General features: G+C 57.6%; 22 protein-coding genes. 9 read left to right on the top strand and 13 right to left on the bottom strand.

What is annotated here, in order from left to right:
* Positions 1–83 precede the first annotated feature (83 nt).
* On the bottom strand, positions 84–1,283 hold the full coding sequence (gene tyrS / locus AC07O1_RS14960; RefSeq protein ID WP_495011946.1) for a tyrosine--tRNA ligase: 1,200 nt from the start codon (positions 1,281–1,283) through the stop codon (positions 84–86).
* A gap of 210 nt (positions 1,284–1,493) precedes the next feature.
* Here tyrS and AC07O1_RS14955 point away from each other — a divergent pair, with 210 nt between their 5' ends.
* Positions 1,494–2,915 carry a peptidoglycan DD-metalloendopeptidase family protein gene (locus AC07O1_RS14955; protein WP_495089190.1) on the top strand — a complete coding sequence of 474 codons (1,422 nt, stop codon included), beginning with the start codon at positions 1,494–1,496 and terminating at the stop codon, positions 2,913–2,915.
* A 3-nt stretch (positions 2,916–2,918) separates the two neighbouring features.
* Entirely contained in the window at positions 2,919–4,010 is a 1,092-nt protein-coding gene (locus AC07O1_RS14950; RefSeq protein WP_495089189.1) for an anhydro-N-acetylmuramic acid kinase, read from the top strand.
* Positions 4,011–4,083: 73 nt separating this feature from the next.
* Here AC07O1_RS14950 and erpA read toward each other — a convergent pair whose 3' ends face one another.
* Both erpA and argC read right to left on the bottom strand, forming a co-directional pair.
* Positions 4,084–4,434 carry an iron-sulfur cluster insertion protein ErpA gene (gene erpA, locus AC07O1_RS14945; protein WP_007906865.1) on the bottom strand — a complete coding sequence of 117 codons (351 nt, stop codon included), beginning with the start codon at positions 4,432–4,434 and terminating at the stop codon, positions 4,084–4,086.
* Positions 4,435–4,643: 209 nt separating this feature from the next.
* Entirely contained in the window at positions 4,644–5,678 is a 1,035-nt protein-coding gene (gene argC / locus AC07O1_RS14940; protein WP_494990527.1) for an N-acetyl-gamma-glutamyl-phosphate reductase, read from the bottom strand.
* Positions 5,679–5,812: 134 nt separating this feature from the next.
* On the opposite strand from argC, the gene hemJ reads away from it, so the two are divergent.
* The 5 genes from hemJ (at position 5,813) to coq7 (ending at position 9,497) form a co-directional block, all read left to right on the top strand.
* Entirely contained in the window at positions 5,813–6,244 is a 432-nt protein-coding gene (hemJ, locus tag AC07O1_RS14935) for a protoporphyrinogen oxidase HemJ (protein WP_495089188.1), read from the top strand.
* A 34-nt stretch (positions 6,245–6,278) separates the two neighbouring features.
* Positions 6,279–7,247 carry an NAD(P)H-dependent flavin oxidoreductase gene (locus tag AC07O1_RS14930; RefSeq protein ID WP_495089187.1) on the top strand — a complete coding sequence of 323 codons (969 nt, stop codon included), beginning with the start codon at positions 6,279–6,281 and terminating at the stop codon, positions 7,245–7,247.
* A 267-nt stretch (positions 7,248–7,514) separates the two neighbouring features.
* Complete coding sequence (locus AC07O1_RS14925) at positions 7,515–8,303, top strand: SDR family NAD(P)-dependent oxidoreductase (RefSeq protein ID WP_494990530.1); 789 nt, start codon at positions 7,515–7,517, stop codon at positions 8,301–8,303.
* 80 nt (positions 8,304–8,383) lie between these two features.
* A complete protein-coding gene (locus tag AC07O1_RS14920; RefSeq protein WP_495089186.1) occupies positions 8,384–8,722 on the top strand; it encodes a histidine triad nucleotide-binding protein in 339 nt (112 codons plus the stop codon).
* Positions 8,723–8,849: 127 nt separating this feature from the next.
* Complete coding sequence (coq7, locus tag AC07O1_RS14915) at positions 8,850–9,497, top strand: 2-polyprenyl-3-methyl-6-methoxy-1,4-benzoquinone monooxygenase (protein WP_494990532.1); 648 nt, start codon at positions 8,850–8,852, stop codon at positions 9,495–9,497.
* Between the two features lie 65 nt (positions 9,498–9,562).
* Here coq7 and speD read toward each other — a convergent pair whose 3' ends face one another.
* Positions 9,563–10,357, bottom strand: a complete 795-nt coding sequence (gene speD / locus AC07O1_RS14910; protein ID WP_494990533.1) for an adenosylmethionine decarboxylase — start codon at positions 10,355–10,357, stop codon at positions 9,563–9,565.
* 238 nt (positions 10,358–10,595) lie between these two features.
* Positions 10,596–11,018 (bottom strand): OsmC family protein, encoded by a 423-nt coding sequence (locus AC07O1_RS14905; protein WP_495011949.1) that lies wholly within the window; start codon positions 11,016–11,018, stop codon positions 10,596–10,598.
* Positions 11,019–11,256: 238 nt separating this feature from the next.
* Here AC07O1_RS14905 and crp point away from each other — a divergent pair, with 238 nt between their 5' ends.
* Positions 11,257–11,901 carry a cAMP-activated global transcriptional regulator CRP gene (gene crp, locus AC07O1_RS14900; protein WP_494990535.1) on the top strand — a complete coding sequence of 215 codons (645 nt, stop codon included), beginning with the start codon at positions 11,257–11,259 and terminating at the stop codon, positions 11,899–11,901.
* On the opposite strand, the gene AC07O1_RS14895 is transcribed toward crp, so the two are convergent.
* The 4 genes from AC07O1_RS14895 to AC07O1_RS14880 all read right to left on the bottom strand — a co-directional run bounded on the left by AC07O1_RS14895 (position 11,898) and on the right by AC07O1_RS14880 (position 15,162).
* Positions 11,898–12,599, bottom strand: coding sequence for a lipoate--protein ligase family protein (locus AC07O1_RS14895; protein WP_495011950.1), 702 nt, complete (start codon positions 12,597–12,599; stop codon positions 11,898–11,900). The genes crp and AC07O1_RS14895 overlap by 4 nt on opposite strands.
* A gap of 77 nt (positions 12,600–12,676) precedes the next feature.
* Complete coding sequence (gene trpC, locus AC07O1_RS14890) at positions 12,677–13,513, bottom strand: indole-3-glycerol phosphate synthase TrpC (protein WP_494990537.1); 837 nt, start codon at positions 13,511–13,513, stop codon at positions 12,677–12,679.
* Positions 13,510–14,559, bottom strand: coding sequence for an anthranilate phosphoribosyltransferase (trpD, locus tag AC07O1_RS14885; RefSeq protein ID WP_495089185.1), 1,050 nt, complete (start codon positions 14,557–14,559; stop codon positions 13,510–13,512). The genes trpC and trpD overlap by 4 nt, the downstream gene beginning before the upstream one ends.
* 9 nt (positions 14,560–14,568) lie before the next feature.
* Complete coding sequence (locus tag AC07O1_RS14880) at positions 14,569–15,162, bottom strand: aminodeoxychorismate/anthranilate synthase component II (protein WP_494990539.1); 594 nt, start codon at positions 15,160–15,162, stop codon at positions 14,569–14,571.
* A gap of 410 nt (positions 15,163–15,572) precedes the next feature.
* Between AC07O1_RS14880 and estP the strand changes: the two genes are divergently transcribed.
* Positions 15,573–17,483 (top strand): esterase EstP, encoded by a 1,911-nt coding sequence (gene estP, locus AC07O1_RS14875; RefSeq protein WP_495089184.1) that lies wholly within the window; start codon positions 15,573–15,575, stop codon positions 17,481–17,483.
* 149 nt (positions 17,484–17,632) lie between these two features.
* Here the strand turns inward: estP and trpE are convergent, their stop codons facing one another.
* From trpE to AC07O1_RS14855, 4 genes are all read right to left on the bottom strand, one after another.
* The gene (trpE, locus tag AC07O1_RS14870; protein WP_495089183.1) at positions 17,633–19,108 is read right to left on the bottom strand and encodes an anthranilate synthase component I; all 1,476 of its coding nucleotides are present in this window, start codon (positions 19,106–19,108) and stop codon (positions 17,633–17,635) included.
* A 70-nt stretch (positions 19,109–19,178) separates the two neighbouring features.
* A complete protein-coding gene (locus tag AC07O1_RS14865; RefSeq protein ID WP_495011952.1) occupies positions 19,179–19,997 on the bottom strand; it encodes a phosphoglycolate phosphatase in 819 nt (272 codons plus the stop codon).
* A complete protein-coding gene (gene rpe, locus AC07O1_RS14860) occupies positions 19,994–20,668 on the bottom strand; it encodes a ribulose-phosphate 3-epimerase (RefSeq protein WP_494990543.1) in 675 nt (224 codons plus the stop codon). Before rpe ends, AC07O1_RS14865 begins: the two co-directional genes overlap by 4 nt.
* An 81-nt stretch (positions 20,669–20,749) precedes the next feature.
* Positions 20,750–21,898, bottom strand: coding sequence for an iron-containing alcohol dehydrogenase (locus AC07O1_RS14855; protein ID WP_495022781.1), 1,149 nt, complete (start codon positions 21,896–21,898; stop codon positions 20,750–20,752).
* Positions 21,899–22,088 lie beyond the last annotated feature (190 nt).

Here is a 22,088-nt window from a genome sequence, read left to right as displayed (position 1 = left end):
CAAGGAGTTTTCCGTTTCGACTGCGCCGGAAGTGGGGCGAATTATAGGCTTCCAGATTCTGCCGTCAAGGGTTAATTGACGCTTTATTCAGGCTTTAGCGTAATACGCGCAAAAGCCTTCTTACCAGCCTGACAAACATGGGTCGCACCCAGTGCATATATATAGGTACGATCAACCACCTCACCATCTATACGCACACCACCAGAACCAAGAAGGTCGCGCGCCACTGCCGAGTTCTTCACCAGGCCCGCCTTATTAAGGACGGCGGCAATCGGCATATCTTCGGTAGCAGTCAATTCGATCTCAGGCAGATCATCCGGCAACTCACCATCCTTCATGCGATTGCCAGCCGCGCGATGAGCATTCGCCGCAGCCTCCTCGCCATGGAAGCGCGCTACGATTTCTTCAGCCAGCTTGATCTTTATGTCACGAGGATTGGCGCCAGCCTCTACATCAGCCTTAAATACGGCAATCTCATCCATCGAGCGGAAGCTCAGCAACTCGAAGTAGCGCCACATCAGCGCATCCGGAATAGAAACCAGCTTGCCATACATCACGCCTGGCGCTTCCTGAATCCCGACGTAGTTGCCCAGAGACTTGGACATCTTCTTCACACCATCCAGGCCTTCAAGCAAAGGCATGGTGAGGATGCACTGCGCCTCCTGCCCATAAGAACGCTGCAACTCGCGCCCCATCAGCAGATTGAACTTCTGATCTGTACCGCCCAGCTCGACATCGGCACGCAGCGCCACCGAGTCATACCCCTGAACCAGCGGATAAAGGAACTCATGGATCGCGATCGGCTGATTGGTCGAGTAACGATTGTTGAAGTCGTCGCGCTCAAGCATGCGCGCTACGGTGTACTGCGAGGTGAGACGAATGAAATCCGCCGGCCCCATCTTGTCCATCCAGGTGGAGTTGAACGCCACCTCGGTCTTGGCCGGATCAAGAATCTTGAATACCTGACTCTTGTAAGTCTCGGCATTTTCGAGGACCTGCTCACGAGTCAACGGAGGACGCGTTACGCTCTTGCCGCTCGGATCACCAATCATTCCGGTGAAGTCGCCTATCAGGAAAATCACCTGATGCCCCAAGTCCTGGAACTGACGCAGCTTATTAATAAGCACCGTATGACCCAGGTGCAAATCCGGCGCGGTCGGATCGAAACCAGCCTTAATACGTAGTGGCTGACCACGCTTGAGCTTTTCGACCAGCTCGGACTCGACCAACACCTCTTCCGCACCACGTTTGATCAGCGCTAGCTGTTCTTCAACCGACTTCATAACAGACCCGCAAGGCTCAGATTCAAAGGGAACCAACCATACAAGATCGCGGACTAATTACAAGTTTTGCCCGGCGTACGGAGGCCAATCCACGAACAGAGTGTCCGCGGGCTTGCTTCACAGATGATTTGGTTATATTTTATACAGTTATTTCATCTTCATCATGTCATTCATCTTTTCCAATTCATCTTTATCAAAGTCAAATTACCTATGCTCACAGAACCGACTAAGGCGCCGCCGCTTTATCCGAAGACCCACCTGCTCGCCGCAAGTGGTATTGCCGCTCTTCTCAGCCTGGCGCTCCTGGTATTCCCTTCAAGCGATGTAGAAGCCAAAAGAACGACTCTGAGTCTTGACCTGGAAAGCCCGGTTCAGCAACTGACACAAGATCAAGACGCTTCCGATGCGGAACAAGCCACAAATGAAGCGCTAGCGCCCCCATTTGCACAAATCGAAAACAACCCCGAAGACAGCAAGGAAACCGCTCAGGCACGGCCTGCTCCAGCGGTTGTAGAAGAGAAAAAAACCCCGCTTCACAGGGAAGTTATTGTTGCCAAAGGCGACACGCTCTCCACACTGTTCGAGAAAGTCGGCCTGCCAACGACATCGGTGCATGAAGTCCTGGCCAGCGACAAACAGGCCAAACTGTTTACTCAGCTCAAGCACGGCCAGAAACTCGAGTTCGAACTGGGCCCCAATGGCCAGTTGAACAACTTGCACAGCAAGGTCAGCGACCTGGAAAGCATTAGCCTGATCAAAGGTGCCAAGGGCTTTGCTTTCAACCGTGTCACCACCAAGCCCACAGTACGCTCCGCTTACGTTCATGGCGTGATCAACAGCTCGCTCTCGCAATCCGCCGCACGTGCCGGTCTGTCTCATAGTCTGACCATGGATATGGCCAGCGTGTTCGGCTATGACGTCGACTTCGCCCAGGATATTCGTCAGGGTGACGAATTCGATGTGATCTACGAACAAAAGGTCATCAACGGTAAAACCGTCGGCACCGGCCCGATCCTTTCCGCACGCTTCACCAACCGCGGCAAGACGTACACCGCCGTGCGCTACACCAACAAGCAAGGCTCCAGCAGCTACTACACCGCTGATGGCAACAGCATGCGCAAAGCCTTTATCCGTACTCCCGTGGACTTCGCCCGCATCAGCTCGCGCTTCTCCATGGGGCGTAAGCACCCGATCCTGAACAAGATCCGCGCCCATAAAGGTGTCGACTATGCAGCCCCTCGCGGTACGCCGATCAAGGCCGCCGGTGATGGCAAGGTTCTATTGGCCGGCCGCCGCGGTGGCTACGGCAACACCGTGATCATCCAGCACGGCAATACCTATCGCACGCTCTATGGCCACATGCAGGGCTTCGCCAAAGGCATCCAGACTGGCGGCAACGTCAAGCAGGGCCAGGTTATCGGTTATATCGGCACCACCGGGCTCTCCACTGGTCCACACTTGCACTATGAGTTCCAGGTCAACGGTGTACACGTCGACCCACTGGGCCAGAAGCTGCCAATGGCCGACCCGATCGCCAAAGCGGAACGTGCGCGCTTCCTGCAGCAAAGTCAGCCGCTGATGGCGCGGATGGAGCAAGAGAAAGCCACCATGCTGGCTTCGAGTAAACGCTAAGTCATGGCGCTCTATATAGGTGTGATGTCCGGGACCAGCCTTGATGGCCTGGATATCGCGCTGATCGAGCAAGCACCGGCGATCAAGCTGATCGCCACGCATTACATCCCCATGCCTGAAACCCTGCGCGCCGAGATGCTTGGCTTGTGTGCCAGCGGCCCGGACGAGATTGCCCGCTCCGCCATCGCCCAACAGCACTGGGTGCAACTGGCCGCTCAGGGCATCCGCACCCTCCTCGCTCAACAGAAACTGAAGCCTGAAGATATTCGAGCGATTGGCAGCCACGGACAAACCATTCGCCATGAGCCTGCACGGGGCTTCACTGTCCAGATCGGAAATCCAGCCCTGCTGACCGAGCTCACCGGCATCACCGTCGTCAGCGACTTCCGCAGCCGTGACGTTGCCGCTGGCGGGCAGGGTGCTCCGCTGGTTCCAGCCTTCCACGAAGCGCTGTTTGATGAGCGTGCAGGCAATCGCGCAGTGCTGAATGTCGGCGGATTCAGCAATCTCAGCCTGATCGAGACTGGCAAGCCCGTCGCGGGCTTTGACTGCGGCCCCGGAAACGTTTTGCTTGATGCCTGGATTCACTCGCAGCGCGGCGACAACTTTGATCGCGATGGCCAATGGGCCGCCAGTGGGAAGGTAGAGCCCGCGCTGCTGAAAGCCTTGCTCAGCGACCCCTTCTTCCTGGCCAAAGGCCCAAAGAGCACCGGTCGTGAAGTATTCAATCTTGAATGGCTCCAGCAGCATCTGCGCTGCCTGCCAGAGTTTTCCGCCGAAGACGTGCAAGCGACACTGCTTGAATTGACCGCACTGACCATCGTCGAGTCATTACAAGCAGCGCAAAGCGGGACGCAAGAGCTGCTGGTCTGCGGCGGTGGCGCCCACAACGCAGCATTGATGAGCCGCCTCGCCGCCCTGCTGCCAAACACCAAAGTCAGCAGCACCGCTGCTTACGGCGTTGACCCGGACTGGGTCGAAGCCATGGCGTTTGCCTGGCTGGCCCATTGCTGCCTGGAAGGTATTTCAGCCAATCGCCCCAGCGTCACCGGTGCTCAAGGCTTGCGTGTACTCGGTGCCATCTATCCCGCTTGATCGATAGACAGCAAAACGCCGCAGGGCTCTGAAGCCATGCGGCGTTGAGTGAAACGGGTACAGCGCTGATCGATCAGATCGAGAACGAAGAACCGCAACCACACGTCGTAGTGGCATTCGGGTTCTTGATTACGAAACGAGAACCTTCCAGACCTTCCTGATAATCCACCTCGGCGCCTGCCAGGTACTGGAAGCTCATCGGATCGACTACCAGACTGACGCCTTCGCGCTCAACGATGGTGTCGTCATCGGCCACTTCTTCATCGAAGGTAAAGCCGTATTGAAACCCTGAACAACCGCCGCCCGTAACGAATACGCGCAGCTTCAAGCGATCATTACCCTCTTCATCGACCAGGCTCTTTACCTTGTGCGCGGCACCGTGGGTAAATTGCAAAGCCGTGGGGGTGAAGGATTCGACGCTCATGCTGACTATCTCCCGGTGTTACGCCGCCATAATGCGTGATGACGCGCATTATCCGCTTCTCCTAGAAAAGCGGTCAACTATTGTTATGGTATAGCAAGTAGGAGCGAGCTTGCTCGCGATGGTCGTTAACGGTGACACGTACTTCCTGGATAAACGTGGCGCCTTGGAATCCATCGCGAGCAAGCTCGCTCCTACAGGAGATAACTCCCTTACGGCAGCATCCCGGCGTGGGACAGGCCCAAGCGCTCATCCAGACCGAACAGGATGTTCAGGTTCTGTACCGCCTGACCCGACGCTCCTTTGACCAGGTTATCGATCACCGACAACACCACCACCAGATCACCGTCTTGTGGACGATGAACGGCTATACGGCAGACATTGGCGCCGCGTACGCTACGGGTTTCCGGATGACTGCCCGCTGGCATGACATCGACGAATGGCTCATTGGCATAGCGTTTTTCAAACAACGCCTGCAGATCCACCGACCTGTCCACAACGGTCGCATAGAGTGTCGAGTGAATACCACGAATCATTGGCGTCAGATGCGGCACGAAGGTCAGGCCGACATCCTTGCCGGCTGCGCGACGCAGTCCCTGGCGAATCTCAGGCAAATGACGATGCCCTTTGACCGCATAGGCCTTCATGCTTTCGGAGGTCTCGGAATACAGCGAACCAACGCTGGCACCGCGACCGGCGCCGCTGACACCAGACTTGCAGTCAGCGATCAAGCGTGTGGTATCTGCCAGCCCAGCCTCAAGCAATGGCAGGAAGCCCAATTGCGTGGCCGTTGGATAGCAACCCGGCACCGCAATCAGGCGCGCCTGTTTGATTTGCTCGCGATTGACTTCAGGTAAACCGTAAACGGCTTCCTCCAGCAGCTGTGGCGCGCCATGAGGCTGGCCATACCACTTGGCCCATTCATCAGCATCCTGCAAACGGAAGTCTGCCGACAGGTCGATAACCTTGGTGCCCGCTGCCAGCAACTCGCCCGCCAATGCATGAGCAACACCGTGCGGTGTGGCGAAGAACACCACATCACAGGCAGCCAATGTCTCGATGTCCGGCACGCTGAACGCCAGGCCGTCGTAATGGCCTCGCAGGTTCGGGTACATGTCGGCAACGGCCAGGCCCGCCTCGGATCGGGAAGTGATCACTACCACTTCAGCTTGCGGATGCTGTGCCAACAGACGCAACAGTTCGACACCGGTGTAACCCGTGCCGCCGACGATACCGACCTTGACCATATACCTGCCCTCAACGAACCACTGGAAAGCCGTCGATAATAGGGGCCGCGCAGGCCTGCGACAACCGTCAAGGTGACGTACGGAGGCTCAAGCCTCTACTATTCGGACTACCGTGAACCTGGGAATAACTAAAAATGCTGTATCTGTGGCTCAAAGCTTTTCACATTATCAGTCTGGTCTGCTGGTTTGCCGGCCTGTTTTACCTGCCGCGACTATTCGTCTACCACGCGCAAAGTGAAGAAAGCGTTAGCAAAGAGCGCTTCAGCATCATGGAGCGCAAGCTATACCGCGGGATCATGGGCCCGGCGATGATCGCCACGCTGGCATTCGGGATCTGGCTGATCAGTCTCAACCCGAGCACCTACTTCGGCCAAGGCGCCTGGATGCACGCTAAGTTGACCCTCGTGGTAATCCTGATTGGCTACCATCATATGTGCGGCGCACAGGTAAAACGCTTTGCCCGCGGCGAAAACACCCGCAGCCACGTTTTTTATCGCTGGTTCAATGAAGTGCCTGTTCTGATATTGCTGGCAATCGTAATTCTGGTCGTTGTGCGGCCGTTCTAAATCCTACTAGTCGCAACTATTCGGGGTACTTTCAATGTCGCTGCCCGCTCTGCTCGAAGAACGCTTGCGTCTGCCTGTCGTGGCAGCGCCGATGTTCCTGATTTCCAACCCGCAGTTGGTACTGGCTTGCTGTCGTAACGGCGTGGTCGGGAGCTTTCCCGCTCTCAACCAACGTGAAAGCAGCGGTTTCAAAGCCTGGCTCGAGGAAATTGAAGCAGGACTGGCGGCGCTGGAAAATCCTGCGCCCTATGCCGTGAATTTGATCGTTCACCATAGCAACCCGCGGCTTGAGGCGGATCTGGCGATCTGTATCGAACACAAAGTGCCGATTGTCATCACCAGCCTCGGCGCGGTGAAAGAGCTCGTCGATGCGGTACACAGTTATGGAGGGCTGGTGTTTCACGATGTCACAACTCGTCGCCACGCTGAAAAAGCCGCTGAAGCTGGCGTGGACGGATTGATTGCGGTCGCCGCCGGTGCTGGCGGACATGCCGGGACCTGGAGTCCGTTCTCACTGATTGCCGAAATCCGCCAGTTCTTCGACAAGACCCTGCTACTGGCCGGTTGCTTGAACCACGGCCACGAGATTCTTGCCGCACAACTGCTCGGTGCGGATCTGGCGTATTTCGGCACACGCTTTATTGGCACAACCGAAAGCCACGCACCTGAAGCTTATAAAGAGATGCTACTGAGCTCCAAGGCCGCCGACATCATTCACACCCCAGCGGTGTCCGGCGTCCCCGCAAGCTTCATGCGCCAGAGCCTGGTAAATGCCGGTTTCGATGTGGGGGTGCTGCAGGGTAAGGGTGAAGTCAACTTCGGGTCGAAACTCAAGCCCCTCAGCGACGAAGCCAAAGCCTGGAAAACCGTTTGGTCGGCTGGCCAGGGGGTAGGTGAAATTGATGATCTGCCCAGCGTCGATCAATTGGTGGCACGCCTGGACGCTGAATACCGCAGCGCGCAAGAGCTTGCCACGCGATTGCCGAAACGCTGGCCGCGCTGAGGCCGTTGGACAGCACAACAGTCAAAGCGCTGTCTTCACTCTGGCTGGTCTTGCTTGCCGCGGTGCTCATCGACGCAATCGCTGGCGGCCTTACACTCTCAAAGATGAGTACGAGAGCAGCTCGCCGAGGAGCTACGAAAACATCGAACCAGCGACAGATGCAGCCCAATCAGCTCAGCCCCCTGTAGACTCTGCGCAAGAATGAAAAGCGCTCTGCGCCTGTGACACCTTTGTCCCAGGTGCGAAGCCGTTGCGATGGAGATTTGCATGACCCGTTACGCTCTGATCACTGGTGCTTCCAGCGGCATTGGCCTGGCCATGGCCGAAGCGCTGGCAAGACGTGGCCGCAGCCTGATTCTGGTGGCCCGCCAACGTGATCAGTTGGAAAGCATTGCGATAGAACTGACCCAGCGCTTTGGCGTGGAAGTATTGTTCCGTGCCTGCGACCTGGGAGAGCCGCTGCGCCTCTCCGGCTTTTTGCTGGAGCTTGAAGAAGGTGACCGTCAGATTGATTTGCTGGTCAATTGCGCCGGCATCGGCACCTGCGGTCCGTTTCTGGCCCAGGACTGGATGACGGAACAAGACCTGATCGAAGTGAACATTCTCGCCCTCACCCGTTTGTGCCATGCCGTTGGCAACACCATGGCTCTTTATGGTGGCGGGCAGATTCTGAATGTCGCATCGATCGCGGCCTTTCACCCAGGCCCCTGGATGAGTACGTACTACGCCAGCAAGGCCTATGTCCTGCATTTCTCGGAAGGTCTGCGCGAAGAGCTGAAAAAATGCGCGGTAAAGGTATCGGTGCTCTGCCCTGGGCCGACGCGCACTGCCTTCTTCCGCACCGCTCAGCTCGACGCAAGCAAGCTGGAAAGCAGCAAACTGCTGATGAGCCCCGAGGAGGTTGCGCTCTACACCGTACGCGCTTTGGAAAAGAACCGCGCAATCATTATTCCCGGGCGTCGCAACCGCTGGCGCGCCTTTGTTCCACGCCTTGGCTCACGCTGGCTCATACGGAAAATTGCCGGTGTCATCAACAAGACTTACTGCCCGCGTTAACTCACAACCATGCAAAGGGCTGGGCGCAGGCAGGTCACCTGAGTACACTCAGCCCGGACCAACACAACGGAGCAACAGCTGTGGATACTCTGTTCACCAAGATCATCAACAGAGAAATACCCGCGAAGATCATCTACGAGGATGACCAGATACTGGCCTTCCACGATATTGCCCCACAGGCACCGGTGCACTTTCTGGTTATTCCTAAGAAACCGGTCCGCACGCTTAACGACCTCACCGAAGATGATAAAGCGCTGGCCGGACATATGCTGTTCACCGCCCAACGTCTTGCCAAAGAGCTTGGCTGCGAAAAAGGCTTTCGTGTGGTCATGAACTGCAATGAACAGGGCGGGCAGACCGTCTATCACATTCATATGCACGTGCTCGGCCAGCGTCAGATGCACTGGCCTCCGGGCTGATTGCTCTAGAACCCACCTTTGCGGCACACCCTTCGCACCATTGCAGCCAAGGGTGTGCTGATCCAGCGCAGGCTTCGCCTCATCGATTGGGGTAAACTGGCCGCCGTGATTCTTCCCGGAGGTAAGCATGACTACCCAACGTCACTACTCGCCGATTGACCGTCTTCTGCTGCAAGCCGACGCGGCCATGCGCACCCTGCTGCCTTTCAGCGGCCAGCCCTATCGCCCTTCACCGGCCATCGTGCAGCCTGACGCGCAGTTGAGCGATGCGGACGCCCGGCACGTTGCCGGCCTGATGCGCATCAACCATACCGGCGAAGTCTGTGCCCAGGCGCTGTATCAGGGCCAGGCCCTGACCGCCAAGCTGCCGCAGGTGCGGGCCGCGATGGAGCATGCCGCCGAAGAAGAGATCGACCACCTGGTCTGGTGCGAACAACGCATCCGCCAATTGGGAAGCCATACCAGCCTATTGAACCCGCTGTTCTACGGCATGTCGTTCGGCATTGGCGCGGTTGCCGGGCTGATCAGCGACAAAGTCAGCCTCGGCTTCGTGGCCGCGACTGAAGATCAGGTATGCAAACATTTGAATGAACACCTGGAGCAACTGCCTGCCGAAGACGAGAAGTCCCGGGCAATTCTCGAGCAGATGCGCATCGATGAAGAGCTGCACGCCGAAAGCGCCCTGGATGCCGGTGGTTTCCGCTTCCCGGCGCCAGTCAAGTTCGGCATGAGTCTGATGGCCAAGGTCATGACCAAGAGCACCTACCGGATCTAGTCTGTAACCAAAACTGCGGGCACAAAAAAGGGCGCTGAATAAGCGCCCTTTTTTTGCTTGGCAGATCAGCTCGACATGTTGCGAGCGTAGAAGATCTCCAGCATTTCGTGCTTCACCCGCTCAGTAACCTGAGCGCGTTGTTCGACCGACAAGTTGCTGGTGGCGTCGCCGAACAGGTAGTTATCCAGTTCGAAGTTCTTGAGCAGCATTTTGGTGTGGAACAGGTTCTCTTGGTACACATTCACGTCGGTCATCTGGTAACCGTCGCGGGTGTCCTCGGAGAGGTAATTCTGAATCGAGTTGATCTCGTGATCGATGAAGTGCTTCTTGCCTTCAACATCACGGGTGAAACCGCGCACGCGGTAATCCACGGTAACGATATCCGAGTCGAACTGGTGAATCAGATAGTTGAGCGCTTTAAGCGGTGAAATAACCCCGCACGTCGACACATCGATATCCACACGGAAAGTCGCGATACCGTCCACCGGATGAATCTCCGGATAGGTATGTACGGTGATGTGGCTTTTGTCGAGGTGAGCCAGGATGGTCTCGGGCAGTGGCCCCGGGGATTCTTCGATCTGGCTGTCGGTAGGTGTCACCGGCTGCTCGGAAATCAGAATGGTCACGCTGGCGCCTTGCGGATCGTAATCCTGACGGGCGATGTTCAGGATGTTGGCACCAATGATATCGACAACATCGGTAAGAATCTGCGTCAGGCGTTCGGCGTCGTACTCTTGGTTGATGTACTCGACGTAAGCCTGTTGGTCCTGCGGGGTTTCCGCATAGCAGATATCATAGATGTTGAAGCTCAAGGTCTTTGTCAGGTTATTGAACCCGTGGAGCTTGAGTTTGCTTTTCACCGTTAAAAACTCTCTTTGTATTGCGGCCCGGCCGCGTGATCAAGCATGCCCGTCAGATGCGAACGACGCACCTGCGTAGGACGGTTAACACCTCTTCGCGATGGCGATTTTGGTTGTCTGCTCGGGCAAGTGACCTGCCTTGAAAGCGATCACTGCCCTGAAAAAAGTGGCGCATTATGCAGACCTCGGCCAATGATCGCCAGAGTCTGCACCGCTTTTATGATAGTTGAATGTCGATTCAACCGAGTTCGACAATCTCATAGTCGTGAGTAATGGCGACGCCGGCGGCACCGAGCATGATCGACGCCGAGCAATACTTCTCGGCCGACAGCTCGATCGCGCGTTTGACCTGAGCTTCTTTCAGGGCCCGCCCCTTGACCACGAAATGCAGGTGAATTTTGGTGAAGACTTTAGGGTCTTCAGTGGCGCGCTCAGCCTCAAGGAAGGCTTCGCAGCTTTCCACTGCCTGGCGAGACTTCTTCAAGATGCTGACCACATCGAAATTGCTGCAACCGCCAAGGCCCAGCAGGAGCATTTCCATGGGCCGCACACCCAGGTTGCGACCGCCGCTTTCTGGCGGACCATCCATTACGACCACATGACCGCTGCCCGATTCACCGAGGAACATGGCTTCGCCAGCCCATTGGATGCGTGCCTTCATCGCCAAGACTCCACTGCTAAAAAAGGGTCGCCAGCTTAGCACAGGGCTCAGAAAGGACAGCGTTTTGCATCCAGCTCAGAGACTGCCGCTTCCGATAGGTAAATTCCCGAATCTCTACAGAATGCGTCTGTTAAGCTGGCGCCAAATCAATGGCGTTTGGCCAGCTATTTGCAGCATCTTGCGCTCGATAAAAAAGCTAAAACGAAACCACACCGTGCAGTCTTTTCGGGATTCAACCATGGTTGCTATTACCCCCACACCCAAGATCAAGAACCTCGACAAGTTGTTGATGCACTGCCAGCGCCGACGCTATCAGGCCAAAAGCAACATCATCTGTGCTGGCGATCGTTCGGACACGCTGTTTTTCATCATCAAAGGTTCAGTCACCATCCTGATCGAGGACGACGATGGCCGGGAAATGATCATCGCCTACCTCAACTCAGGTGACTTCTTCGGTGAGCTGGGTTTATTTGAACAAGCCGGTCATGAACAGCAACGCAGCGCCTGGGTACGGGCCAAGATCGAATGTGACGTGGCGGAGATCAGCTACAGCAAGTTCCGCGAACTGTCCCGGCAGGACCCGGATATTCTCAACGTCGTCAGCGGCCAGATTGCCCAGCGCCTGCGCGATACCACGCGCAAGGTCGGCGACCTGGCGTTCTTCGACGTCACCGGCCGGGTAGCCCGTTGCCTGCTGGAGTTGTGCAAGCAACCGGATGCCATGACCCATCCAGACGGTATGCAGATCAAAGTGACCCGTCAGGAAATCGGCCGGATCGTCGGCTGTTCACGAGAAATGGTCGGGCGCGTACTCAAGGACCTCGAAGAGAGCAACCTGGTAAATGTCAAAGGCAAGACCATGGTGGTATTCGGCACTCGTTAAGCCGGCAGCAACTTCGCCAGTAGCTGTCGATACAGGGTATCCAGCCGCTTGATTGCATCCGGGGCGGCGAATTGCTCATGTAAGGCGATGTGGCTCTGAGCACGAACACGCTGTTCAAGACCACAGGCTTCATTGAAACGGTTGACCGCCGCGACCATCGACTCGCGCTCGTTGTCCAGTAACAGCGCACCGTGCACCAACCCCACCGGACGCTGGCCGCCCTTGCTCTGACGCCAACGCTGAGCGGTGCCCACCATCTTGCGACCATCGAGATTGACGTTAAAACGCCCGTCGCAGAATGCGCCGTCGACTTCTCCCAGAGAAGGTGTGCCGCCGAGTTCAGCGAGCAGCTCACAGATCGGATCGCACAACCGGCGATAGGCGATTTCGATCCGGCCCTGATCACCTTCACTGCGTGGCGGCGCGTAGACCAGTGCAATATTGATGGTTGCCGAAGATTGCGGCACCGGCTCACCACCGGTCTCGCGCAACAACACCGGCCAGCCGCTGGCGGCCAGCTCAATACTTGCCGCCTCAAAGCCTGGCAGGCGGCTCAAACGTCTGGGCATAACCAGCGCTCGATCACTCGGCTGCCAGAACAACAGGCCAAACTCGAGTTCGCCAGCGCAAACAGAGGCCAGCAAATCCTGCTCGGCGCGCAAACCGGCTTCAACGGTCAAGGCAATGGGCTGAGTCATGGCAGTACGAATCCTTTGCAATGGCGCACGTATGTATAAAAAAAGCCGGCATCGCCGGCTTATTCACTCAATCAGGTTCAGTCGAGAGTGGAGCCGCTCACCGGCACACCACGCTCAGGGAAAAACAACCGTTGCAGCTCAGTCCCTGGATTCTCCGCGCGCATGAACGCCTCGCCAACCAGGAACGAATACACTTCGCTGATTTCCATCAGCTCGACATCGGCACGATTGAAGATGCCACTCTCGGTAATCACCAGGCGATCACGCGGGATACGCGGCAATAGATCCAGGGTGGTTTCCAGGTTGACGTCGAAAGTATGCAGATTGCGGTTGTTAACACCCACCAGCGGTGTGTCGAGGGTTTTCAAGGCCCGCTCCAGTTCGTCACCGTCGTGCACTTCAACCAGCACATCGAGGCCAACGCTTTTCGCCACGGAGGCCAGCTCGGCCATTTTCACGTCATCCAGAGCGGAAACGATCAACAGCACGCAATCAGCGCCCAGCGCCCGGGCCTCAACGATCTGATACGGATCGACCATGAAATCCTTGCGGATAACCGGCAACTTGCACGCTGCCCGCGCCTGTTGCAGATAAGCGTCGGCACCCTGGAAGAAATCGATATCAGTGAGCACTGACAGGCAAGTCGCGCCGCCTTTCTCGTAGCTCCTGGCGATATCTGCCGGCACGAAGTTCTCGCGGATCACGCCTTTGCTTGGCGAGGCCTTTTTGATCTCGGCAATCACTGCCGGGTGTTTGAGCTTGGCCTGGGCGATCAGCGCCTTGGCAAAACCGCGAGGCGCATCAGCTACCTTGGCCAGTGCTTCCAGCTCGGCAAGCGTCACGCGAGCGCTGCGCTCAGCGACTTCTTCAACCTTGCGCGCGAGAATCTTTTCCAGAACCGTCGGCACACTCATCCTTCATTCTCCATCTTGAATACCGCGGTGAACGCGCCCAACTCTTCGAGCTTCTCCCGAGCCAGCCCGGTGTGCAGTGCATCGTGAGCCAGGGCAACACCCTCTTTGAGGCTACTCGCATGATCGGCGGCATACAGCGCGGCGCCGGCATTGAGCACGATCATTTCTGCAGCTTTGTGGCCGTTCTCGGTTTTACGACGCCCAAGGGCATCGCGAATCAATTCAAGCGACGCCGCCGGGCTTTCGACCACCAGGCCGAACAGACTCTGACTTTTTATACCAAGGTCTTCAGGCTGGACCCAGTACTCGGTTATTTCGCCATCTTTCAGTTCAGCAACAAAGGTCGGTGCCGCGAGGCTGAATTCGTCCAGACCATCCTGGGAATGCACCACCAGCACATGCTTGCTGCCCATACGCTGCAACACTTCGGCCAATGGGCGGCACAACGCCTGAGTAAACACGCCAACCACCTGATGCTTCACGCCGGCCGGATTCGTAAGCGGGCCAAGCATGTTGAACAGCGTACGCAGGCCCAAATCGCGGCGCGGCCCGGCGGCGTACTTCATTGCGCCGTGATGGGACTGAGCGAACATGAAGCCGATGCCGACGTTATCGATGCAACGGGCTACTTGAACGGGTGTCAGGTTCAGGTAGATGCCGGCTGCCTCCAGCAAATCGGCACTGCCGCTTTTTCCGGAAACCGCACGGTTACCGTGCTTGGCCACAGTACAACCGGCCGCGGCGACCACGAACGAGGCCGCTGTCGACACATTGAAAATGTTCGCGCCGTCACCGCCGGTGCCGACCACATCGACCACGCCATCGAGGGTTCTCAGTTCGACCTTGTCCGCCAGCTCACGCATGACCGACACCGCCCCGACGATTTCGTCGATGCTCTCGCTTTTCATGCGCATGGCCATCATAAAGGCGCCGATCTGCGCGTCAGTGCATTGCCCGGTCATGATCTCGCGCATGACATCGCGCATCTCATCAGTACTCAGGTCCAGGTGGCCGACGATACGGCTCAGGGCAGTCTTGATATCCATGGAAAGTCCTTAGCGCGTGCCGCCGCTCTGTTTGAGGAAATTGGCGAACAGCTCGTGGCCCTGCTCGGTGAGGATCGACTCTGGGTGAAATTGCACACCCTCAATGTTCAGCGTTTTGTGGCGAAGGCCCATGATCTCGTCGATGGAGCCGTCTTCACATTGCGTCCAGGCAGTCAGTTCCAGGCAATCGGGCAGGGTTTCGCGCTTGACGATCAGCGAGTGATAACGCGTAACCGTCAGCGGATGATTCAAGCCTTCGAACACACCCTTGTCCTCGTGGAATACCGGGCTAGTCTTACCATGCATGACTTGACGGGCGCGCACTACATCGCCGCCAAAGGCCTGGCCGATGGACTGATGTCCTAGGCACACACCCAGAATGGGCAACTTGCCGGCGAAGTGTTTGATGACTTCCAGGGAAATACCGGCTTCAGTTGGAGTACACGGGCCTGGGGAGACAACGATGCGCTCGGGTTTGAGGGCTTCGATTTCGGCAATGGTGAGCTCATCGTTACGCACCACTTTGACGTCTGAGCCCAGCTCGCCGAGGTACTGCACAACGTTGTAGGTAAAAGAGTCGTAGTTATCGATCATCAGCAACATGTGGGTTACAACCTCTTGAATTCACTGACTTTTAATACGGCCTTCGTATGATTTACCCGCAGCGTCTCCCGCTCTGTCAGTCGCTGGACTTCAACCAGCACAAGCGGTGTTTTACACGGGCAAAGAAGGCAAATCGGTACAGGTCCGGCCGGGCCGGCAGAGAAAAGTTAGGCGCGCCAACGCCAACGGGCGTGGGCCTTAACAACTCGCATCAAGAGTTTGCTGACGATCAACACAGGGAAGGTCTCATTCATACGTCCCGGCACAGTAACTTAGCTGAGCAGAGGGTGCAATATGGCGCAGCCCAAGCCTGAACAAACAATCGATGCGGCCTTTGGCCATAGCTTAAGCGCAAAAGTTTTTGGTACTGTCGTTTCGTTCTCTACAACAATAAATAAATGGACTTGCTCATGATCAAACAGACGTTGTTCGTACCGCTCGCCGGCTGTCTTCTCGCACTGGCTTGCGCTCAAGCGATAGCGGCTCCCTCCCCCTATTCCAAATTCATCGTGTTCGGCGACAGCCTGAACGATGCCGGGCAGTTCACCGATCCGGGTGGCCCGGCCGGTGCGACGCTGCGCTTCACCAACCGCACCGGCCCGATCTTCCTGGATGGCAGCGGTGAAATTCGCGCCGCCAATTCGACGCAGCTGCTGGGGGGGAAACTGGGGTTTTCGCCTGACCAGACGGCTGCCTCGACCTCGGCGGTACGCGCCAACCAGGGCCTGCCTGACGGCAACAACTGGGCTGTCGGCGGCTACCGCACCGACCAGATCCTCGACTCGATCACCACCACATCAGACACAGGCGAACGCAGCCGCGCGGGTTACCTGCCGACGAATAACTTCCGCGCCGACCCGAATGCACTGTATTACCTCTCGGGCGGTGGCAACGACTTTCTCCAGGGTCGAGTGACCAGCCTTGACGGGGCTAACGCCGCCGCCGATCGCCTGGTCAGCAGCGTGCAAACCCTGCAACAGGCCGGTGCCCGCTACATCATGGTCTGGCTGCTGCCAGACATCGGACTGACCCCGGCTATCAACGGCACACCGCTGCAAGCATTCACCTCCCAGCTCAGCGCCCAGTTCAACACCGAACTGGTGAGCCGACTGCAGAGCGTCAACGCCGAGATCATCCCGCTCAACATTCCGCTGCTGCTTAAAGAGACGTTCGCCAACCCGGCGCAGTTCGGCTTGGCCACCGACCAGAACCTGACCGCCACCTGCTTCAGCGGCGACAGCTGCACCGAGAACGCCCGGTACGGCATCAACAGTGCCACCCCTGACCCGACCAAGCTGATCTACAACGACTCGGTCCACCCGACCGAAGCGGGGCAACGCCTGATTGCCGATTACGCCTACTCCTTGCTGGCCGCGCCATGGGAGCTGACGTTGCTGCCGGAAATGGCCCAGGGCACCCTACGCGCGCATCAGGATGAATTGCGCAACCAGTGGCTGGCTGACTGGGAAAACTGGCAAGGCGTTGGCCAATGGCGAGCAATTGTCGCTGGTGGCGGCCAACACCAGGACTTCGACACCCAAAGCAGCGGCGCAAGCGCCGACGGCAACGGCTACAACCTGAACATCGGCGGCAGCTACCGTCTCGATGAAGCCTGGCGCGTCGGTGTGGCTGCCGGTTTCTACCATCAGAAGCTTGATGCAGGTCAGGACGACTCGGAATACAAACTCAACACGTACATGGGCACAGCGTTCGCCCAGTACCAGCAGAACCGCTGGTGGGCTGACGCCGCAATGACCGCCGGACATCTGGACTACGACAGCCTCAAGCGCAAGTTCGACCTTGGCGTTAACGAACGCGGGGAAAAAGGCGATACCAGCGGCTATGTGCTGGGCATCAGCGGTCGCCTGGGTTACGACATCGCGCAACAGGCAAGCAGCCCATGGCACCTTTCGCCGTTCGTGAGCGCCGATTTCGCCAAGGTAAAAGTCGATGGTTACTCGGAAAATGGCGCCGACGCTACTGCGCTGACGTTCGATGACCAGTCCCGCAACTCCAGGCGCCTTGGCGTCGGTATCCAGGGCAAGTATCAGGTTACCCCGCAGACGCAAGTGTTTGGCGAGTTTGCCCACGAACGCGAGTACAACGACGACACCCAGCACCTGACCATCAACCTTAACAGCCTGCCGAACAACCGGTTCACCCTGGCCGGTTACACCCCGCAGACCAACCTGAACCGCCTCAACCTGGGCGTGAGTCACAAACTCACTCAGGACCTGGCACTGCGGGCCAGCTACAACATCCGCAAGGATGACGACTTCACCCAACAAGGCATCAACGTGGGTGTCAGCCTGGACTTCTAAAGGGCAAACGAAGGTTGTTGCCTAGACGGTCGACAAGATCAAAAGATCGTCCGAACGCGGCCCGAACCTCCGGCAGCTCCTACATGGGGAATTGAAGGCAATAAAAAACGCGGCGCCCTCGCAGGCACCGCGTTTTTTATGGATCAGCGTTAAGGCGTCTGTTCGGCGAGGGCAACAGCGCGGAACATTGCGCGGCGCTTGTTCAGCGTCTCTTCCCACTCCAGCGCAGGCACTGAGTCAGCGACGATACCGCCACCGGCCTGCACATGCAGTTCGCCGTTTTTGATCACCGCCGTGCGAATCGCAATCGCGGTGTCCATGTTGCCGTTCCAGGCGAAATAACCCACCGCGCCGCCGTAAACGCCGCGCTTGACCGGTTCCAGTTCATCGATGATTTCCATCGCACGGATCTTCGGCGCGCCGGACAAGGTGCCCGCCGGCAGAATCGCCCGCAGCGCGTCCATTGCCGTCAGGCCGGCTTTCAGTTGGCCGGTAACGTTGGAGACGATATGCATGACGTTGGAATAACGTTCGATGACCATTTTCTCGGTGAGCTTCACTGAACCGATTTCCGAGACCCGGCCAGTGTCGTTGCGTCCCAGATCGATCAGCATCAGGTGCTCGGCGATTTCCTTGTCATCGGACAGCAAGTCTTCTTCCAGCGCCAGGTCGGCCTCTTCATTGGCCCCGCGTGGGCGGGTGCCAGCGATTGGCCGGACGGTGATCAGATTGTCTTCGACCCGTACCAACACTTCCGGCGAGCTACCGACGACATGGAAGTCGCCGAAGTTGAAGAAGTACATATAAGGCGTCGGGTTGAAGCAACGCAGCGCCCGATACAGATCAATCGGCGCCGCCTTGAAGTCGATGGACATGCGTTGCGACGGCACGACCTGCATGCAGTCACCGGCGAGGATGTATTCCTTGATGGTGTCCACCGCCCGTTCGTAATCGTCCTGGGTGAAGCTGGAACGGAACACGGGATCTGCGGCCTGTTGCTTGCTGAAGTCCAGACCGCGACGCGGGGTGATCGGCTGGCGGAGTTTTTCCAGCAGCTCTTGCAGGCGCGCCTGCCCATTCTCGTAAGCGTTTTCCTGGGAAGGATCAGCCAGGACAATCGCATGCATCTTGCCAGCGAGGTTGTCGAACACCACCACGGCATCGGAAACCATCAGCAGAATGTCCGGCACACCCAGTGGATCCGGGTTCGGGCATTTACCCAAACGCTTCTCCACATAACGCACGCAGTCATAGCCGAAGTACCCCACCAGCCCGCCGTTGAAACGCGGCAATCCGGCGATGCTCGGCACGTTGTAGCGTGCCTTGAACTCTTCGACGAATGTCAGCGGATCTTCGGATTCATGGCTTTCGATCTCCACACCATCGTGGGTGACACTGATGTGATGATCATGGACACGCAACACGGTGCGGCATGGCAGGCCGATGATCGAATAACGCCCCCACTTCTCACCGCCCTGCACGGACTCCAATAGATAGGAGTTCGGCTGATCGGCCAGTTTCAGGTAGATCGACAGCGGTGTGTCGAAGTCGGCAAGGGTTTCACAGGCAAGCGGGATGCGGTTGTAGCCGGCAGCGGCCAAACGCAGGAATTCTTCGCGGATCATGAGTAGCCTCGTGGCTTGAGGGTCTAACGGTCAGTAATGCAAACACGCCGGATAGCCGGCCAGAATCAAGTCAGGCGCGCCAACGCCAGCGGGCCAGGGCCTTGATGACTTTCATCCAGAGCTTGCGAGTGACCACCACGATGGAATCTCTTGGAGGGGGTTGAGCAACGTCGGGCAACGTTATCTCAGCGGCAGGATCCAGGCAACCGGGAATTAAAAAGCGCAGATCATCGATCACCAGCGCCGGCGACTCTTCGGCAATCGGTCGACCGTGATTGTAGCCATAGCTAAGCGCGACACACTTCACACCTGCCGCTTTCGCCGCCAGTACATCGCTGCGCGAATCACCGATGAACAGCGATTGGGAGGCTGGCACGTTGGCCATTTTCATCACGAAAAACAGCGCCGCAGGATCGGGTTTTTTCTGCGCCAAGGTGTCGCCGCCGATGATCCAGCGGAAATACCGGCCGATCTTCATCTGATCCAGCAGCGGCGCGACAAAACGCTCAGGCTTGTTGGTGATCAGGGCCATTTCCACGCCCTGTTTGTGCAGCCATTTCAAGGTTTCGCGCGCGCCGGGGTAGACCACGGTCAGTTCATGACCGTCCGCATAGGCCTCCATGAAAATCTCCAAAGCCTGTTCGGCTTCGGCATCGTCGACGTCAGCATGATCAATGCTTTCGGCAAGCGCGCGACGAACCAGCACTTGCACGCCGTTACCGACCCACTCACGCACAGGCTCAATACCGACGGGCGAGCGTCCCAGTTTGAGCAGCATGTTATCCACAGCTACCGCGAGGTCAGGGACCGAATCGATCAACGTGCCATCCAGATCGAACATCACCAGCCGTGGCAAACGCCCGGGAAACAGCTGCTCAAAGCCATTCATGGGCGAGCCAGTGCCAGTTCGGAACGCATCTTTTCAATTACCTCCTGGTAATTCGGAGCATTGAAGATCGCCGAGCCAGCGACGAAGGTGTCAGCACCCGCCTCGGCGATTTCGCGGATGTTGTTGACGTTCACCCCACCGTCGATTTCCAGACGAATGTCACGCCCGGACGCATCGATCAGCGCCCGCACTTCACGCAGCTTGTCGAGGGTGGCGGGAATGAACTTCTGCCCGCCAAAGCCCGGGTTGACGCTCATCAGCAGGATCATGTCGACCTTGTCCATCACGTACTTGAGTACGTCCAGCGGGGTCGCCGGGTTGAACACCAGACCCGCCTTGCAGCCGCCTTCGCGGATCATTTGCAAGGAACGGTCGACATGCAGTGTGGCTTCCGGGTGGAAGGTGATGTAGGTCGCACCGGCTTCGATGAAGTCGCCGATGATGCGATCCACCGGGTTGACCATCAGATGCGCGTCGATTGGCGCGGTGATGCCGTATTTGCGCAGCGCGGAACAGACCATCGGGCCGATGGTCAGGTTCGGCACGTAGTGGTTGTCCATGACATCAAAGTGGACGATGTCGGCGCCAGAGGCGAGAACGTTATCCACTTCCTCACCCAGACGGGCGAAATCGGCGGAGAGAATCGACGGAGCAATAGCGAAGGGCTGCATGACGCACCTTTTCTGAGCAGAATCACGATGGCGCGCATTGTATACCTCATGCTTTCCAACGCGCACTGTGGCCTCAATGATCTAGTACGCGGTGCGATAGATTTTCTCGATATCGACAGCGCTCAGTTTACGCGGATTGTTGCGCATCAAACGCTCGATCCCCGCTGCCTCCACAGCCATGGCCGGTATCGCCTCCTCAGGCACCCCGAAACTACGTAACCCTTGGGGTATCTCCACGGTGGCACACAACTCGGCCATCGCCTCCACGGCCCTGTCGGCCGCTTGATTGGCACTCAGCCCGGCGGTTTTCACGCCCATGGCCTGGGCAATATCCTGCATGCGCTCGACGCAGGCCATCTTGTTCCAGGTCATGACATGCGCAAGCAACAAGGCATTGCTGACACCGTGGGCGATATTGAACCGCCCGCCCAGCGGATAGGCCAACGCATGCACCGCGCCGACTCCGGCATTACCGAACGCCATACCGGCCATCAGGCTGGCGGTGGCCATGTCTTCGCGGGCCTGCAGATTGGAAGGATTGGCGTAGGCCTTGGGCAGCGCTTTGGTGATGAGTTTTATCGCGCCGATGGCCAGTGAGTCGGTGATCGGCGAAGCGTTCAGCGACAGGTAGGACTCAATGGCGTGAACCAGCGCATCCATACCGCTGGCGGCGGTGACGCTGCGCGGACAGGTCAGGGTCATCTGCGGGCTGACCAGCGCCACATCCGGCAGCAGGTAATCACTGATGATGCCTTTCTTCAATTGCGCGACCTTGTCGGAAAGAATCGCCACATTGGTGACTTCCGACCCCGTACCGGCGGTGGTCGGGATCGCGATCAGCGGCGGGCCTTTGCGCGGCACTTGATCAATGCCGAACAGATCCTCGAGGGCACCGTGGTAGCCGGCGTACGCGGCGACACTTTTGGCAATATCGATGGCACTGCCGCCGCCCAGGCCGATCAGACCGTCGTGCCCGCCTTCGCGGTAAACGCGCATGCAGTCTTCGACAATAGCGATTTCCGGGTCAGGCAGAACCCGGTCGAAAATTTCGTAAGAGCGTTCACCCAGTTGCGCCAGCGCAAGCTCCACCGTGCCGGATCTCACCAGCGCAGCATCGGTGACAATCAATGGGTGGTCAATGTCCAGGCGGGTCAGCTCGGCGGCCAATTGCTCGATGGCGCCAGCGCCGGTGATTAGCTTGTGGGCGATTTTGAAGGAAGACAGACTCATCGGCTCGGCCTCTTATAGTTTTGGGGGCTGGGCACAAGAGTAGCTGGGGATTGGGGTTTGTCTGCTATTGATCCGGTGAATGTAACAAAGATCCAATGCAGGGACTTGCTCGCTATGACGGCGGAACATTCGACATTTATGCCGACTGACAGACCGCTGTCGCGAGCAAGCCCGCTTGAAAAACTTCTAC

The sequence above is a fragment of the Pseudomonas sp. GW821-FHT07G10 genome (genome assembly GCF_059418545.1).
Note: the sequence above shows the minus strand (reverse complement) of the source record. Positions and strands in the feature narration are given on the sequence as shown.

Bases quoted from the DNA above. Each gene is read 5' to 3' on its own strand.
- rpe (WP_494990543.1), bottom strand. From the start codon at position 20,668: ATGCAGCCCTTCGCTATTGCTCCGTCGATTCTCTCCGCCGATTTCGCC.
- AC07O1_RS14880 (WP_494990539.1), bottom strand. From the start codon at position 15,162: ATGTTGCTGATGATCGATAACTACGACTCTTTTACCTACAACGTTGTG.
- AC07O1_RS14905 (WP_495011949.1), bottom strand. From the start codon at position 11,018: ATGAAGGCACGCATCCAATGGGCTGGCGAAGCCATGTTCCTCGGTGAA.
- crp (WP_494990535.1), top strand. From the start codon at position 11,257: ATGGTTGCTATTACCCCCACACCCAAGATCAAGAACCTCGACAAGTTG.
- argC (WP_494990527.1), bottom strand. From the start codon at position 5,678: ATGGTCAAGGTCGGTATCGTCGGCGGCACGGGTTACACCGGTGTCGAA.
- trpE (WP_495089183.1), bottom strand. From the start codon at position 19,108: ATGATCCGCGAAGAATTCCTGCGTTTGGCCGCTGCCGGCTACAACCGC.
- erpA (WP_007906865.1), bottom strand. From the start codon at position 4,434: ATGAGCGTCGAATCCTTCACCCCCACGGCTTTGCAATTTACCCACGGT.
- AC07O1_RS14855 (WP_495022781.1), bottom strand. From the start codon at position 21,898: ATGAGTCTGTCTTCCTTCAAAATCGCCCACAAGCTAATCACCGGCGCT.
- estP (WP_495089184.1), top strand. From the start codon at position 15,573: ATGATCAAACAGACGTTGTTCGTACCGCTCGCCGGCTGTCTTCTCGCA.
- AC07O1_RS14865 (WP_495011952.1), bottom strand. From the start codon at position 19,997: ATGAATGGCTTTGAGCAGCTGTTTCCCGGGCGTTTGCCACGGCTGGTG.
- coq7 (WP_494990532.1), top strand. From the start codon at position 8,850: ATGACTACCCAACGTCACTACTCGCCGATTGACCGTCTTCTGCTGCAA.
- AC07O1_RS14950 (WP_495089189.1), top strand. From the start codon at position 2,919: ATGGCGCTCTATATAGGTGTGATGTCCGGGACCAGCCTTGATGGCCTG.
- AC07O1_RS14925 (WP_494990530.1), top strand. From the start codon at position 7,515: ATGACCCGTTACGCTCTGATCACTGGTGCTTCCAGCGGCATTGGCCTG.
- AC07O1_RS14955 (WP_495089190.1), top strand. From the start codon at position 1,494: ATGCTCACAGAACCGACTAAGGCGCCGCCGCTTTATCCGAAGACCCAC.
- hemJ (WP_495089188.1), top strand. From the start codon at position 5,813: ATGCTGTATCTGTGGCTCAAAGCTTTTCACATTATCAGTCTGGTCTGC.
- AC07O1_RS14930 (WP_495089187.1), top strand. From the start codon at position 6,279: ATGTCGCTGCCCGCTCTGCTCGAAGAACGCTTGCGTCTGCCTGTCGTG.
- AC07O1_RS14895 (WP_495011950.1), bottom strand. From the start codon at position 12,599: ATGACTCAGCCCATTGCCTTGACCGTTGAAGCCGGTTTGCGCGCCGAG.
- tyrS (WP_495011946.1), bottom strand. From the start codon at position 1,283: ATGAAGTCGGTTGAAGAACAGCTAGCGCTGATCAAACGTGGTGCGGAA.
- trpD (WP_495089185.1), bottom strand. From the start codon at position 14,559: ATGGATATCAAGACTGCCCTGAGCCGTATCGTCGGCCACCTGGACCTG.
- trpC (WP_494990537.1), bottom strand. From the start codon at position 13,513: ATGAGTGTGCCGACGGTTCTGGAAAAGATTCTCGCGCGCAAGGTTGAA.